Source organism: Desulfogranum aggregans (assembly GCF_055398265.1).
In genome coordinates this window covers 4,563,763-4,578,363 of record NZ_AP042447.1, presented here as the reverse complement: position 1 = coordinate 4,578,363, position 14,601 = coordinate 4,563,763, and the positions used below count along the sequence as shown (strand labels likewise).

Sequence of the window (14,601 nt, the reverse complement as noted above, 5' to 3'; positions counted from 1 at the left end):
AAAAAAGAGAAAAAGGCCGGAATCTCACGGATCGGAGAGGAAAACTCTCCTCCGTAGATATCCCGGCCCTGTTTTGCGGGTCAGGCGTGGAAAAGCCTGTCCGTTGCTTTAATTGGCCTTTTTACGCAGATAGGCAGGTTCATCATAATCGTGCAGCTCGCGATCTTCAAAGATCGGTCGGGGCATGGATGGCAGCCCTTGCGGGACCCGGTTGGGTTTGGCAATGGTAAACGAGGCATTATCATGATTGTTGCTCCTTTCCTCGCCTGCATTGGCCTGCTTCGCCTGTTTCGGCTGCGAAACCTTGGCTTCCTGTTGTTGCGGCTGCTTTCGACGGACGACTTCGAGCTGCGAGATAGTCTCCGTCTCATCAATGCTTTGGATACCGGTGGCTATCACAGTTACCCGCAACTCCTCTCCGAGAGACTCGTCAAAAAGGGCTCCAATAATAATGTTGGCATCGTCATGGGCTTTTTCCTGGATAAGCGCAGAGGCCTCCATAAATTCATTCATGGTCAACGTCTCTTCAGCAGCAGAGATATTGATCAGGATACCACGGGCACCGTCAATGCCGACATCCTCCAGCAATTGATTGTCGATCGCACGCTTTGCAGCCTCACTGGCTCGGTTTTCTCCAACAGCGGCGCCAGAACCCATAATCGCCGGACCGACTTCTTTCATTACCGTCTTCAAGTCAGCAAAGTCGACGTTGATATGCCCCGGCAGGTTAATGAGGTCGGTGATACCCTTCACCGCCTGCAGCAGGACGTTGTCGACCATCTTCATCATGTCGACCAAGGTTGAATTTTTATTCATCAACCCCAGCAGACGGTCATTGGGCACGGTAATAATGGTGTCGGCATACTCCTTGAGCTGTTCCCACCCCGCCTCTGCATTGCGCATCCGTTTTTTTGCTTCAAAATAAAACGGTTTCGTGACAACAGCTACGGTCAGCGCACCTGTTTCTTTGGCGAGCTTAGCGATTTCCGGTGCTGCACCGGTTCCTGTTCCGCCCCCCAGTCCGGCGGTCACAAAGACCATATCCGCACCGCGTAAGGCCTCCTGGAGGTCATCATAGCTTTCCTGAGCAGATTCTCTGCCCATCTCCGGGTCGGCACCTGCACCCATGCCCTTTGCTATTCCCGGCCCCAATTGCATACGGACATCGGCACGGGATTTTTCCAGTGCCTGCATGTCTGTATTCGCCGCTATGAATTCCACGCCGGCCAGTCGGTTTTCGACCATCGTGTTAATGGCATTTCCACCACCCCCGCCGACACCGATTACCTTGATTACAGCAACAGACTCTTCTTCGGCCATTCTAAACGGCATGCTCATCTCCCGTGAACAATATTCCTGGTTGAATTATTGCAGTCGAATATACCATCAAACGTACCCATACTAAAGGTATTTTCATGGAATCTATACAATTTGTTTTACCCAATTTTTCAACTTTGTCACCATATTGCCGGCCTCTTTCGGCACATAGTGATTGGCCTTGCTGCCATAGAGGACCAGGCCCACGCCGGTGGTGCATCGCGGCGAATTAACCTCCTCCATTCGCCCCTCTACCCCAGACGGATACCCTATCCTGACCGGCAGATCAAATATCTGCTCCGCCATTTCCACAATATTGGCAAGCAATGCTGATCCGCCGGTGATCACCACGCCGGCATTGATGCGATTACGAAAACCTGAGCCGTAAATATTTTTGTTCACCATCTCCAGAATTTCTTCGATCCTGGCTTCAAGTATCTCCACCATCACCCGTTGAGAGACTTTCCTTGGTTTGCGATCCCCAACTGTCGGCACTTCAATGATCTGGTTTTCCTTGATCATGGACGAAAGTGCGCCGCCATACAAGTATTTGAGTTCTTCCGCTTCCTGCAGCGGTGTACGCAATCCTACACTCAAATCATTGGTCAAATTATTACCGCCAAGTGCCAGTTCCCAGGTATGCTTGATCGTACCATTACAGAACACAGCCAAATCGGTGGTGCCGCCGCCTATATCGATCAGGGCAACCCCCAATTCCATCTCGTCCCTGGTCAGCACTGCATGGGAAGAGGCCACTGATTCCAGTACAATCTCCGATACCGCAAGACCGGAACGGTTGCAGCTGGTAACCAGATTATGCAGGGCAGTTACATCGGCGGTAACAATATGCACGTTGGTGACCAGGCGAACACCGGTCATCCCCAGAGGATTTTGAATACCTGTATGGTCATCCACCATATACTCCTGCGGGAGGACATGGATGATCTGCTGGTTATCAGATATTTTCACCGTCTGGGCGGCTCGGATAACGGCCTCTATATCCTTTTCTTTTATTTCCTGGTTATTAACGGCAATAATCCCGGGAGAGTTAAACCCCTTAATATGGTTGCCGGCTATACCTACATATACTGTCTCTATATCACAGCCGGCCTGGTCCGAGGCAGCCGCCACAGCCTGCCGGATACCTTTTACCGTAGCTTCGATATTAACAACCACCCCATTCTTCAATCCCGAGGAAGGCGCCGTACCGACCCCAACCACCTCTATTCGATCATCAAAGACTTCACCTATTACGGCAAGAATCTTGGTTGTCCCTATATCCAGGCCGGCTACGAGTTCACCGGGTTCACGTATTTCCGTTTCTTCCATACTTTTTACCTGTCAAGTTCCGCTCGAGCGACTAAAATCTTATTTTCCATGTAGTCCATCCGTATGGATGAAATTCCAGTTATTTGCTCCTTACGATACAATCGTTCCAGAATTTTTACCAGGCGGTAATATTTGGTATGCACGTTCTCTACACCAAAATAAATCGGGAAGGGGTGGTCGACCAGATAGACCACCAGTCCTTCTCGAGGGTCCACGTGCACCTCTGATATGGACTGCACAGGTAAAATGGCGTTGCCTTTGGCTGCTAACTTCAACAGCAATAATGCCGAGGCGGATGGACTATCCGCAGTGAGCCGTTCATACGCCCCGATCCGTTCCGTCTTTCCACCAGTTATAACAGGAAAATCATAGTCCTGCCCGGCCTGCAAGCGAGCAAACAACTCGCCTCTGCTGTTGGCATAGTAGAGGTTGCTACCCTGCGGGGAAGCATGGTGGACCAGCGCCAGCGGTCTATGCTCTTTGACGCTGATTTCAAGCGCGGAGGGCCAGTGCTTCTTCACCTTTACCTTGTCAATCCACGGTAAACGGGCAATTGCTCCGGCAACCTCGCCGCAGTCAACGGCGACCAGACTTTGCCCCTGTTCGATTGCACCCGTATCGAGCAGCTGCTGGGTGGTGGTCACCATATTGCCGTGAACTTCCACCTCCGTCAACCGAAACACATCAGAGCGAACAACGATTTTGTGCACCCCCCATCCCATGAGCCCTGTAATTATACCAAACAGCAGGACCACCACCAGCGCTTGTGGGTGCCACCTCGTTTTTTTTTCACGCTGCACACCTGGAATAGTCCTTCCGCCGGAGAACGGTCTTTCACCTTGCCTGTTTCCTGGCAGCAGCCGTTGCCGCATGCCCTGCAGGAGGCGCACAACCCTGCTTCTCTTTCGTTGTTCCGTTGACCGAGGAGAAAAACCACCTGGGGTGTAAGCAACCATACCGTAACCTGCCCCTATTCGTAGATGTGTACTTCCGGTTCAAGCCAAATGCCTGTCTCAGCCTGCACCTTTTGTTGCACTATATCCTTCAACTCCAGGATATCTCTTGGTTCGGCACTACCCGTATTGACGATAAAATTTGCATGTTGAGGGGAGACCTGCGCTCCTCCGCGACAGAAACCTTTGAGGCCAGCAGCCTCAATGAGGCGACCGGCCGATTCCCCCAGCGGGTTCTTGAAAAACGAGCCGGCAGTTCCTGCACCGCCTGGTTGATGAGCTCGCCGCCAGCGGGAATATTGCCTGCACTTCGCCTGAATCTGTTCCACTGGTCCAGGCACCAGCCAAAGGACAGTACCGGTATAGATGTATCCCCCTCTTTCCGCTTCCCCGGGAAAGGTACTGGAGCGATACCCGAAAATAATGTCTTCAGCTGCAAACGTCAGCAGCTCCCCCTCTCGGGATACCAGTTCCACCCGTCCCACGACATCGGCTATCTCTTGGCCATGGGCTCCGGCATTCATTCGCACAGCGCCTCCCAGCGTACCGGGTATACCGATGGCCCACTCCATGCCGGTGAGCGCATGCTGAATACAGAAGGCCACTACCTGTCCAAGCCGGCAACCGGCACCGCAGTGAAGAGCAGTTTGTTGCGGTTGTGCCGCATCTGCAAGACTGAGCTGTGCCAGTGCCCCGGTCAGTTGGATAAACATTCCGGTAAAGCGCGGCCCGACAACCAGTATGTTGGAACCACCGCCAAGCACGTGGTTTTTCACCCCCTCGGCTGTTGCCCAGGCGAGCACCCCGCACAACTCAGCCACTGTCTCTACCCCGACCAGTGCATCCGCCCGTCCCCCTGTTCGGAAAGTTGAGTGGAGTCCCATATCCACATCCCATTCAACCTGCTTAACGAGTTGGGCCAGCTCTTTTCGCTGCCTGTCGGTCATGTCCCTGTCAGCCGGTCTCCTTTAGTAATCGCAGCACCTGCTCTCCAGTGTACACGATGTTTCCTGCGCCAAGGGTAAGCAGCAGGTCATTTTCCCGGAGATACGGTACCAATGCTGAAGGAGAATCAATAAGCTCGGCCACGTAGCTGGTACCGCGCTGGCCATGCTGTTTGATGGCCTCCTGCAAGGCCTGGCCAGTCACCCCTGCAATGGGTGCTTCACTCGCCGGATATATGTCAGTGATAATCAACACATCCGCCCGATGAAAAGCTGTTACAAAATCATCAAACAGCCCCTGGGTGCGGCTGTATCGATGCGGCTGAAACGCGACCACCAGTCGCCTCTCCGGCCAGGCTTCACGTATTGCGTCAAGAGTTGCCCGGATCTCGGTGGGATGGTGCCCGTAATCATCAACTACCAGTACACCGGAAGCCTCTCCCTTGACTTCAAGCCGACGTTCAACCCCTTCAAAAGCCTTAAGGGCCGTGGCAATATCAGCAAAATCTATCTCCAGTTCAAGAGCAACAGCTATACTTGCCAGACTGTTGTAGATGTTATGCCTTCCAGGCCGGTGGAGCGTTATGACTCCCAGCTCTTCCTGCCTGTTCTTTACCGTGAAACGGGTAACTCCTGCGTGGGTCTCTATACGGGTGGCATAAATATCCGCCTGCTCTGTCAATCCGTAAGTGATGGTTCGCTTATGGATCAGCGGCAAAATCTTGGCGATGTTCACATCATCAAAACAAACAATAGCAACGCCATAAAAGGGCAACCGGTTGATGAATTCCAGAAAAACCGATTGCAGGTGCTCCAGATCGCGATAGTAATCGAGATGCTCCAGATCAATGTTGGTTACCACTTCAATCACCGGAGACAACTTGAGAAAGGACCCATCACTCTCATCTGCTTCGGCAACAAGAAATTCTCCTTCTCCCAACCTGGCATTTCCTCCGAGACTTGCCACTTTGCCGCCCACCACCACCGTCGGATCAAGCCCTGCTTCACCCAGGATACTGGCGACAAGGGAGGTGGTTGATGTCTTTCCGTGGCTACCGGCTATGGCAATACCGTAGCGCTTTAACCGCATCAGTTCTGCCAGCATTTCCGCACGCTGAATAACCGGGATATGTTCTTCCTGCGCCTGGAGCACTTCCGGATTGTCGGGGCCAACCGCAGTTGAGGTGACCACCACCTCGGCATTGCCAACCCACTGCCGCTCATGCCCCTTGTACACTTTGGCCCCCAGCTGCTGCAGGCGTCGGGTAATATCCGTCTCCTGCAGATCAGAGCCGCTCACCGAATATCCGAGATTCAGCAGGAGTTCGGCAATGCCGGACATGCCTATCCCGCCAATTCCGACAAAATGAATATGTTTGGTTCTTCTGTACATTTGGTCTCGCAGCGGTTCAATTGACCGAATTATCTTTGTCCACCAGTTGAAGGCACTGTCGCACGATACGGTCAGCGGCCTCGGGTATCGCCATCTCCCGCATCGCTGCGGCCATATCCGGCAACCTGTGCTCTCCGTTTACCAACAGTTTTTCGAGCAGTCTACTTAACTCCTGACTCGTCAGATCAGCCTCCGACCTGATACAGCACCCGCCTCCTCGGGCGTAATACTCCGCATTGGTCTGCTGGTGATCATCAGCAGCAAACGGGTAAGGGATCAAAACAGCCGGTAATCCTGCCACCGCCAATTCGGCCAGTGTGGTTGCCCCTGCTCTTGACACCACCATATGCGCATCACTGTACAACGCAGCCATATCCTGAAAGAAGGGTTGAACGACCGTCTCAATTCCCAGTTTTGCATAGGCTCCTGCAACCTGGGCATGGTCCTGCACTCCGGTTTGATGAATCAGGCGAAACCTGTGCCCTTTTTCCACCAGCTCCCGTGCACTCGCCATAACCAGCTGATTAATGCGATGCGCCCCCTGGCTGCCGCCGAGAACGAGGATAGTAAACGGCGCCTTCCACTTTTTTCTCTTCTGTCCGATCGCCACTATTTCCCGACGCACAGGATTGCCTGTCTGCACCACTTTATGCTCGGGAAAACTACTACCGCACGGTATGGACGTACAGATAGTGGCGGCTATTTTTCCAGCCAACCTGTTGGTCAATCCAGGAACCGAATTCTGTTCATGAATGCATATCGGCACCCCGAGCATTCGTGCTGCCACCATAACCGGCCCGGTCACATAGCCGCCAACAGCAAACACCAGATCGGCCCGAAAGGTACGAATGATGCGCCATGCTGCAAAGATGGCTTTCGGCTGTTGAAGCAGACTAAACACCTTTTCTCCGATTGAGGTCCCCTTGAGACCGCTGCAGTGAAGGGCTACCGTTTCCATATCGGTCCCCGCAAAGACCTGTTGGTCCACCGCCCTGGCTGTACCGATAAACAAGACCACGGTATCAGGCCGAGCCTCGAGCATCGCTTGAGCTAAAGCCAAGCCTGGAAAAAGGTGGCCGCCTGTTCCTCCGCCTGTCACAATTAGACGCATGCTGCACACTGTACCATAGGCAACTCAAGCCGGGTCGCCTTATCATGCCGAGCGGCAACATAACGCTCTATTTCCGCCATTGCCTCATTGAAGCAGGACGGGCAGTATCCATGGGTCGTACGTACGTCTTCGTAATAGTAACCATTATAGGTCCAAGATCCCGCCTGTTCGACACGGTTACATACACAACAAATCTTAACCATTGTTCACCTGCTTTTGTTCTCCGACCCGCTCAAGCCGACGCACGCTCTCCATGAAAGCTTCTCCCCGCTTCTCATAGTTGGGAAACATGTCATAACTGGCACACCCTGGTGCAAGTAGCACCTGGTCCCCTGCTCGTGCCCATAGATGTGCAGCCTGCACTGCTTCTTCCATAGATCCGGCAACAGTTGACGGTACCCGCTCTCCCCATGCCTTTTGCATCATATCCGCAGCTTCACCGATAAGGATCAGTCTACGGACCTTTTTTTCGACAAGCTCCTCGAGTACTTTCAGGTCAGTACCTTTTCCCCGGCCACCCGCAATGAGGACAACCGGCACCTCACTCCCGAGAAGCGCAGCCTCCAACGCTCCGAGATTTGTCGCTTTGGAATCGTTGATGTAGCGAACTCCGTCAATCACCGCCACTTCGGTCATGCGATGCATCGGGGGCTGGAAATTCTCCAACCCTTGTGCTATCTGGGTGCTGCCGCATCCGGCAAGTCTCGCGGCAAGGACAGCCGCAGCCGCATTCAAACGGTTGACCGGCGATACCAGGGCTGTATTGTCCAGAGGATAGCATTCAACAATGGGTCCTTCGCCTGCCTCCAGGTGCAGGCTGATCACGGTATCGTCAATTCTCGCCTCACACCGACGATCGATACCGAACCTGGTGACACTGACTCCCTGAGGCACCTTGCCCGTAGCAAGCAGAGGGTCATCTCCTCCGAGAACAAGCTGATCTCCCTGTCGTTGATTGAGCGTCAGGTTCCACTTGGCCCTGGCATATTCTTCCAGGGTATGGTGTCGATCAAGGTGATCAGGAGAAATATTAAGGAACAGGGCGATATCCGGCCTAAACGAACCCACCAGCTCCAACTGAAAACTGGACAGCTCCAACACGACAGCCCTATAACTCGGGGGCTCAAGAAAATAGTCCAACAGCGGGGTCCCTATATTTCCCCCGACAAAAACCATGCGATCACGGCCAAGAATTTCTCCCAGCAGACTTGTCACCGTGGTCTTTCCGTTTGAGCCGGTAACAGCAATAACCGGCACCTTGAATCCATCGGCAGCCAGCGCCAGTTCGCCATACAACGGGATGCCCTGCGCCCGAGCCGCGTGCACGGCCGGCTGATCCAGTGAGATTCCTGGGCTGACCACAACAAAATCACCTGCTGCTATAAATCCACGAGTGTGGCCACCGCATTCAAGCTCTACACCTGCTGACCGCAATTGATCTACCAGTGCAGGGTCAAGCTGTTCCAGGGCTCTCCCCTCTGAAACCCTAACATCGGCTCCTCGATCCAGGAGAAACCTGACCACGGAGAGTCCCGCCTTGCCACAACCGACTACAACTCCTGTTTTCCCTGAAAAATGGCGCACCGTTACCTCAACTTCAATGTTGCAAGGCCGATAAGCCCGAGAATGATAGAAATAATCCAAAACCGGATCACCACTTTAGGCTCTACCCATCCTTTTTTTTCAAAATGATGATGTATAGGGGCCATGAGGAAAATCCGTTTGCCGCCGGTCATTTTAAAAAAGCCGACCTGCAAAATGACCGAAAGGGCCTCAACGACAAAAATCCCGCCGACAATGGCCAATAATAGCTCCTGCTTGGTGATAATCGAAACTGCGCCAAGGGTGCCGCCCAGGGAAAGGGAGCCGACATCGCCCATGAATATCTGGGCAGGATAGGTATTGAACCATAAGAATCCCAGACAGGCACCGATGAGGGTACCGCAAAAAACGGCTACTTCTCCTGCTCCCTGCACATATGGTATCTGCAGGTACTGGGCAACAATCATATTCCCGGCCACGTAAGAAAAGACCAGGTACACGGAACCGGTGATCACCACCGGCCCAGCAGCCAGACCATCCAGCCCGTCGGTGAGGTTCACCGCATTGGATGCCCCCACAATGACCATCACCGCAAACGGTATGTACCACCAACCCAAATCCGGCAGGATGCCTTTGAAAAAAGGCAAACTCAGCACTCCGTCATACACTGGATGGAGAATGAGGTATAACCCGACGAACGATGCTCCCAGCACCTGAAGCGCGAGCTTTTCCCTGGGGGTCAGTCCCCGGGAATTCCCCTTACGAATTTTTTTCCAGTCATCAACCGAACCGATAGCTCCAAAAAAGATGCTGATCCCCAGCAGCAGCCATACCAAGCCATTGGTGAGATCTGCCCAGATGAGGGTCGAAAAAGTCATTGCACCCAAAATGAGCATGCCCCCCATAGTCGGAACACCCTGTTTGGAAAAATGCGAGGCCGGTCCGTCTGAACGTATGACTTGTCCGATCTGCTTTCTCTTCAGCCAATCAATAAAAAGCGGACCAAAAACGATCACTATCAAAAAGGCCGTAATTGAACTGCCTATCGAACGAAAGGTGATATAACGAAAAACGTTCAACCAACTGTAATCGACATGAAAAGGATAAAGAAAATTATACAGCATGGCGTTCCCGGTTAGGTTGCAACTGCCTTTGCAGAGATTCAATAACGGTTTCCATACGCATGCCTCTCGATCCTTTCACCAGCAGCCAATCACCGCCGGTAACCACTCCATTGGCTATCAGCTGATAAAGCCAAGACGCTATTGCCTGGGGACCATGAAAGATATGCACATCCCCCTCAGCCAATCCCGCCTCCAATGCACCGGAACGAACCGCATCGGCATGCTCCCCGGTAACGGCGAGCAGGTGGAAGTCAAGTTCTGCTGCGATGCGGCCAATGCGCTGATGGGCCGCTGTTGCAGAAGAACCGAGCTCAAGCATGTCTCCAAGGACAGCTATCCGTTTTCCAACCTGCCGAAACGCAGCCACCGTGCGCAAGGCAGCTTCCATGGAAGCTGGATTGGCATTGTAGGTATCATTGAGAACCTGCAGCCCGCCCGGCAAAACAGTAACCGCCATCCGTTTATCTACTGCACTGTATTCTTCCAGGCCTCGCACAACTTTCTCTAGAGTAACTCCAGCTGCAGTAGCAATGGCTGCAGCTGCCGCAGCATTGCTCACATTGTGCTGGCCGGGAACTTTCAACCACACTCGCGCCTTTTCCCCGCCTATATGCAGGCTGAATCTCGTCCCTTCTTGCCCTAAAGAATACGAGCGTGTAACCTGTACCATAGGTTTGTACCGCCGGCCTGTCGGAGAGGTTGCAAAACCAACGCTATTTTTCCAACCGTCCCTTGCCATCCGGCGGATAAAGGGATCGTCGTAGTTCACCACCCGTACAGCATCCGGCCGCATTCCCGCAAAAAGTTCACCCTTTGCCTGAGCTACGCCCTCAATGCTTCCCAAACCAAGGAGGTGGGCTGGCTGTATGTTATTAATGCAGCCGACATCAGGATCGGCAATTTCCGTAAGCCGTGCAATCTCGCCGAAACTGTTCATCCCCATCTCCAGGATGGCTGCTTGTTGAAACGGAGTAACCGGCAGCAGCGAAAGGGGAAGGCCGACAAGATTGTTGAAATTGCCCTTGGTCTTAAGCACCTTGGACGCCTGATCGTTTTCCGCTTTCCATTGATGGACGAAAATTGCAGCCACCATCTCCTTGACAGTGGTCTTTCCTGAGCTTCCGGTTACAGCAGTGACCAGCAGCCTTTTTCCGAGCAGTTGGCGCCGATACCTTGCCAGATCACCAAGCGCGGCCAGGGTGTCATCCACCCTGAGTACAAGCACCTTTTCTTCGATCGAGGCTACATCCCTATCGACAATCAGCGCCCCAGCCCCTTTCTCCACTGCCGCTGCCAGATAGGCGTGGCCGTCAACACGATCACCGCGAAGGGCAAGGAAAATATCCCCCGGTCCGATATTCCTGGTATCAGTAGAGACCCCTGCCAAAGGGACGGTGGCCTGTCCTGAAACAATTCGCCCACCCGTGGCTGTCAGGAGATGTCGGGGAGACCATGCGATGAGCCCCTCCATCGCTTCCTGCCGGTCATCAAAATGCAATCTTTGTCGCCCAACCAGCTGATAGGTCTCATGTCCTTTCCCGGCAATAACTACCCAGTCTTTTCCGGTGGCGTGGCTGCAGGCAAGGGTTATTGCCTGCCGCCGATCGGCGATGACCGTGTAGGCACGGGTGTCTTCTTCAGAAAAAAGAGAATATGGTGCAACCTGCCGGACGCTTTCCCTCTCTACACCGGGAACAATATCTTCTAGTATCGCCAGCGGTTCTTCGGTTCTGGGGTTGTCAGAGGTCACAACAGTTAGGTCAGCTCGGCGTGCAGCCACTCCTCCCATCTCCGCTCTCTTTCCCCGGTCCCGATCACCTCCACATCCGAACACGCACACCAGCCGCCCCCGGCAGAGCGGTCGTACGGCCTTTAGTACATTGTCCAGTGCATCAGGCGTGTGGGCATAGTCAACGATTACCGTCGGTTGATCATAGGTAGCGCTTTGGCCAAGGGACACCTGCTCCATTCTTCCGGGAACACCATCCAGGGCCGCCAACCCTGCCGCAATCACCTGTGGCGAAATCCCGACAGCATGACTGACTCCTGCAGCCACCAGCATATTGAACACATTGAATCTGCCGGTCAGGCGTGACACCACCCTTACATCTTGGCCCATAATGATCAGTTTACAGCGAGTGCCCTGCCGATCCTGCTCGATTGCGTCTGCCCTGACACCGCATTCCCTTCCCAGTCCGCACTGGTAGACGGTATGGTCGCCAAGTGCGGCGATAAGCTTCCCGCCCCACTCTTGCCCTCCTTCTTCGGCATCCTTGACAATTACTGCCACCCCGTCAGGGCGCAGGTGGTCGGTAAAGAGTCGCTGTTTGGCTACAAAATAGGCGCCCAAGTCCGTATGGTAGTCAAGATGATCCCGGCTGAGATTGGTAAAGGCGGCTACATGAAACTGCAAACTTCCCAGGCGCTGCTGGTGCAGTGCATGAGAAGACACCTCCATCAGCAAATGCGTCACTCCGTTGTCGATCATGGTACGCATTGTTTGCTGCAGAGTAAGCGGCTCTGGAGTGGTGAGCGGAGCTTCCTGCAGCACAACAACCTGCCGCCCTTTGGTGTAACGATAGGAAACAGTGCCAATAACCCCGGGTGCAAACCCTGCTTCTACCAATATCCGCTCCAGAAGCCACGTACAGGTCGTCTTTCCATTGGTGCCGGTTACACCGACAACCACCATTTCCCGGGCAGGATATCCATGCCAGGCCGCGGCCAATTCCGCCAAAGCCGCTCTGGAATTTTCCACTATTACCAGTATGCTTTCGCATCCTGGAGGTAACTGCATGGATTCTAGGCTGCTGTTCTGGGCGACAATCATCGATGCGCCATTGCCCATAGCCTCTGCGATAAACGCATGCCCATCATGATGCCCGCCCTTGACCGCAACAAAAACGGCACCTGGACGGACGGCCCTGCTATCGGCAGTGAGCAGAGTGGCCTGCACTTCTCCGTCGATTCCAGCGCCTACGCTGCATGTAGGCTGTAGGGCTCCTATTAATGTCTTAAGTTTTCGCATAGTGGTGTTAGATATCTGATCGGAGCGTGAGCATGCACACATCAACATTTGCAAGGGATGTACCAGGCGCTGGATCCTGGGCAACTATCACGCCTGAGCCGGTAAATTGAACCTGTAGGCCATGAGGAGTGATATGCTGCAATCCTTTACGGAGGCTGAGACCAACGATCTCCGGCATAAGGGACTGCTCCCCCTCAGGGATGGTTGCAGGCTCCCGAAAATTCAATCGTTTACTGATGAAAAACTGATGGAAATTTTCGGTACTTTTCTGCCCGGGAACCGCGTCTGCCATATGAGGCGTTTGTACAGTGGCCTGCTGCAGAGCATCTTCACCGATAGCCGATAATTTTTCTGTCTTCTTCCCAGGTGGAAGCGGGTAAAGGTTGTCGTACTCAACAGCCATGAGCAACAGGTAGCGGGGCATCTTCACCGGGGTCATTCCTACATATAATTCCTGCCAGACATACTGGGAAACCCCGTCTTTGACCTCAACATCAACATACCGGCGCTGTAAACTTATCAATTCTTTTTGCGCCGGACTGGTCGTGCCCTCATGCCGAAAAAGTTCTCTCCGGAGAATGATACCTGTTGCAGGAGCAAGCACATGCCGTCGTTCAGCCTCGCTTTCTTTTCGGGGGTATTTCTTTTTGGTGGCATGATCATACACCCCGTCGAGGATATAGGGAGCTACACGCCACCCCCCATTGACAAGACTTGCCAAAGCCACTCCCATCTGCGCACCCGTCAGTGTCTTGGCAGAATGGAGTCCCTTTCTCACCTGCCCGTCGGGCGGCTCCATGGAGCTTGCCCCCCACCGATCGATCACCGGTTCATAAAGACATAGCTGCTGCTCCAAAGCGGCAAGAGCGCTATCGTCGACGCCGTATCCGGGCGCAGCAACGGTTGGGGGAAGGAGTTCTTCCAGAGCCAGCCCCTCTCTGGTAATGGCAGCAGTCCTGGAAAGTAACGGTTGAATAAGCTCCTTACGCAGGTTGTGCCTGTACATTCGATTCTGCCGAACATACTCATCCGCCTGCCAAAAATAGTTGGGATTAAACGAAGGATAATTCATGAGGGCCAGGACTTTGCCGGTAAAAGGCTCCATCAGCACCCCCATACCCTTTGCCGCCCCCTGCTGCTCGAGATAACGTCGGAATCGTTTTTCAATCCGCTTCTGCAACCCCATATCCAGTGTCAGGACTACGTCGGTTGCCATACGGCCAAGAATCCGCTGCTCCTGCCAGTCAACTCCTGCAACATCCTCACTCAGGAACGCCCCCGGCTGCAGGACAGCATCGTACCGGCCTTCTATACCTGCTAGACCAATACCTTCACCTACAAAACCAAGCACATGGGATGCCACCGTATGCGCGGGATAAAATCGAACCTCCTGCGCCTTACAAAAGACCCCTGCAATACCCTTGCTATTTATCGTTTCAGCCTGCTCCTGATTAAGATTGTCCGCTAGCTCAATCATGCGTTGCCGATTGGCGAGCTGTATGGCAATTTCCTTTTGGGATTCGTCGAGCAGGGGAGCGAGAAAGGCGGCAGCAGCATTTTTATCTTTGATCTCAGCCGGGCTGACATACAGGGAAAAGAGCTGATAGGATACAGCCATTTCCTGCAACGAACGATCATAGATCGTCCCTCTTAAAACAGATTCAGCGGGCTTATCGCCCGCTGAAATCCAAGTCATCTTCTGCAGCAAGCTATCCCCAGCTGCTCGCAGATTGGACAGGCCACCCGAATGGCCATGCAATCCAAGGCCTCCCAGGACCAGCACGGCCATTGCTATAGCCAGCTTAAGCCTTCGCCTTTTTCGCTGCTGAATCTTTCGTGGAGAAACCATGCTCACTATCG

General features: G+C 53.5%; 11 protein-coding genes. All 11 read right to left on the bottom strand.

All coding sequences use genetic code 11. From position 1 onward, the window contains the following. Positions 1–108 precede the first annotated feature (108 nt). Positions 109–1,332 carry a cell division protein FtsZ gene (gene ftsZ / locus ACZ52Z_RS20040; protein WP_464268539.1) on the bottom strand — a complete coding sequence of 408 codons (1,224 nt, stop codon included), beginning with the start codon at positions 1,330–1,332 and terminating at the stop codon, positions 109–111. A 90-nt stretch (positions 1,333–1,422) separates the two neighbouring features. Beyond that, positions 1,423–2,646 carry a cell division protein FtsA gene (gene ftsA / locus ACZ52Z_RS20035; RefSeq protein ID WP_464268538.1) on the bottom strand — a complete coding sequence of 408 codons (1,224 nt, stop codon included), beginning with the start codon at positions 2,644–2,646 and terminating at the stop codon, positions 1,423–1,425. A 5-nt stretch (positions 2,647–2,651) separates the two neighbouring features. After that, on the bottom strand, positions 2,652–3,602 hold the full coding sequence (locus ACZ52Z_RS20030; protein ID WP_464268537.1) for a cell division protein FtsQ/DivIB: 951 nt from the start codon (positions 3,600–3,602) through the stop codon (positions 2,652–2,654). Between the two features lie 14 nt (positions 3,603–3,616). Beyond that, entirely contained in the window at positions 3,617–4,546 is a 930-nt protein-coding gene (murB, locus tag ACZ52Z_RS20025; protein ID WP_464268536.1) for a UDP-N-acetylmuramate dehydrogenase, read from the bottom strand. Positions 4,547–4,553: 7 nt separating this feature from the next. After that, entirely contained in the window at positions 4,554–5,936 is a 1,383-nt protein-coding gene (gene murC, locus ACZ52Z_RS20020; RefSeq protein ID WP_464268535.1) for a UDP-N-acetylmuramate--L-alanine ligase, read from the bottom strand. A 16-nt stretch (positions 5,937–5,952) separates the two neighbouring features. Further along, a complete protein-coding gene (gene murG, locus ACZ52Z_RS20015) occupies positions 5,953–7,047 on the bottom strand; it encodes an undecaprenyldiphospho-muramoylpentapeptide beta-N-acetylglucosaminyltransferase (RefSeq protein WP_464268534.1) in 1,095 nt (364 codons plus the stop codon). Then, entirely contained in the window at positions 7,038–7,250 is a 213-nt protein-coding gene (locus ACZ52Z_RS20010; RefSeq protein ID WP_464268533.1) for a hypothetical protein, read from the bottom strand. The genes murG and ACZ52Z_RS20010 overlap by 10 nt, the downstream gene beginning before the upstream one ends. Next, positions 7,243–8,631 carry a UDP-N-acetylmuramoyl-L-alanine--D-glutamate ligase gene (murD, locus tag ACZ52Z_RS20005; protein WP_464268532.1) on the bottom strand — a complete coding sequence of 463 codons (1,389 nt, stop codon included), beginning with the start codon at positions 8,629–8,631 and terminating at the stop codon, positions 7,243–7,245. Before murD ends, ACZ52Z_RS20010 begins: the two co-directional genes overlap by 8 nt. 2 nt (positions 8,632–8,633) lie before the next feature. Continuing rightward, positions 8,634–9,713, bottom strand: coding sequence for a phospho-N-acetylmuramoyl-pentapeptide-transferase (mraY, locus tag ACZ52Z_RS20000; protein WP_464268531.1), 1,080 nt, complete (start codon positions 9,711–9,713; stop codon positions 8,634–8,636). After that, positions 9,703–12,741 carry a UDP-N-acetylmuramoyl-L-alanyl-D-glutamate--2,6-diaminopimelate ligase gene (locus ACZ52Z_RS19995; protein ID WP_464268530.1) on the bottom strand — a complete coding sequence of 1,013 codons (3,039 nt, stop codon included), beginning with the start codon at positions 12,739–12,741 and terminating at the stop codon, positions 9,703–9,705. Before ACZ52Z_RS19995 ends, mraY begins: the two co-directional genes overlap by 11 nt. A 7-nt stretch (positions 12,742–12,748) precedes the next feature. Then, the gene (locus tag ACZ52Z_RS19990; RefSeq protein ID WP_464268529.1) at positions 12,749–14,590 is read right to left on the bottom strand and encodes a hypothetical protein; all 1,842 of its coding nucleotides are present in this window, start codon (positions 14,588–14,590) and stop codon (positions 12,749–12,751) included. Positions 14,591–14,601 lie beyond the last annotated feature (11 nt).

Bases quoted from the DNA above. Each gene is read 5' to 3' on its own strand.
- ACZ52Z_RS20010 (WP_464268533.1), bottom strand. From the start codon at position 7,250: ATGGTTAAGATTTGTTGTGTATGTAACCGTGTCGAACAGGCGGGATCT.
- ACZ52Z_RS19990 (WP_464268529.1), bottom strand. From the start codon at position 14,590: ATGGTTTCTCCACGAAAGATTCAGCAGCGAAAAAGGCGAAGGCTTAAG.
- murC (WP_464268535.1), bottom strand. From the start codon at position 5,936: ATGTACAGAAGAACCAAACATATTCATTTTGTCGGAATTGGCGGGATA.
- ACZ52Z_RS19995 (WP_464268530.1), bottom strand. From the start codon at position 12,741: ATGCGAAAACTTAAGACATTAATAGGAGCCCTACAGCCTACATGCAGC.
- ftsA (WP_464268538.1), bottom strand. From the start codon at position 2,646: ATGGAAGAAACGGAAATACGTGAACCCGGTGAACTCGTAGCCGGCCTG.
- mraY (WP_464268531.1), bottom strand. From the start codon at position 9,713: ATGCTGTATAATTTTCTTTATCCTTTTCATGTCGATTACAGTTGGTTG.
- ACZ52Z_RS20030 (WP_464268537.1), bottom strand. From the start codon at position 3,602: ATGGTTGCTTACACCCCAGGTGGTTTTTCTCCTCGGTCAACGGAACAA.
- murB (WP_464268536.1), bottom strand. From the start codon at position 4,546: ATGACCGACAGGCAGCGAAAAGAGCTGGCCCAACTCGTTAAGCAGGTT.
- murG (WP_464268534.1), bottom strand. From the start codon at position 7,047: ATGCGTCTAATTGTGACAGGCGGAGGAACAGGCGGCCACCTTTTTCCA.
- ftsZ (WP_464268539.1), bottom strand. From the start codon at position 1,332: ATGCCGTTTAGAATGGCCGAAGAAGAGTCTGTTGCTGTAATCAAGGTA.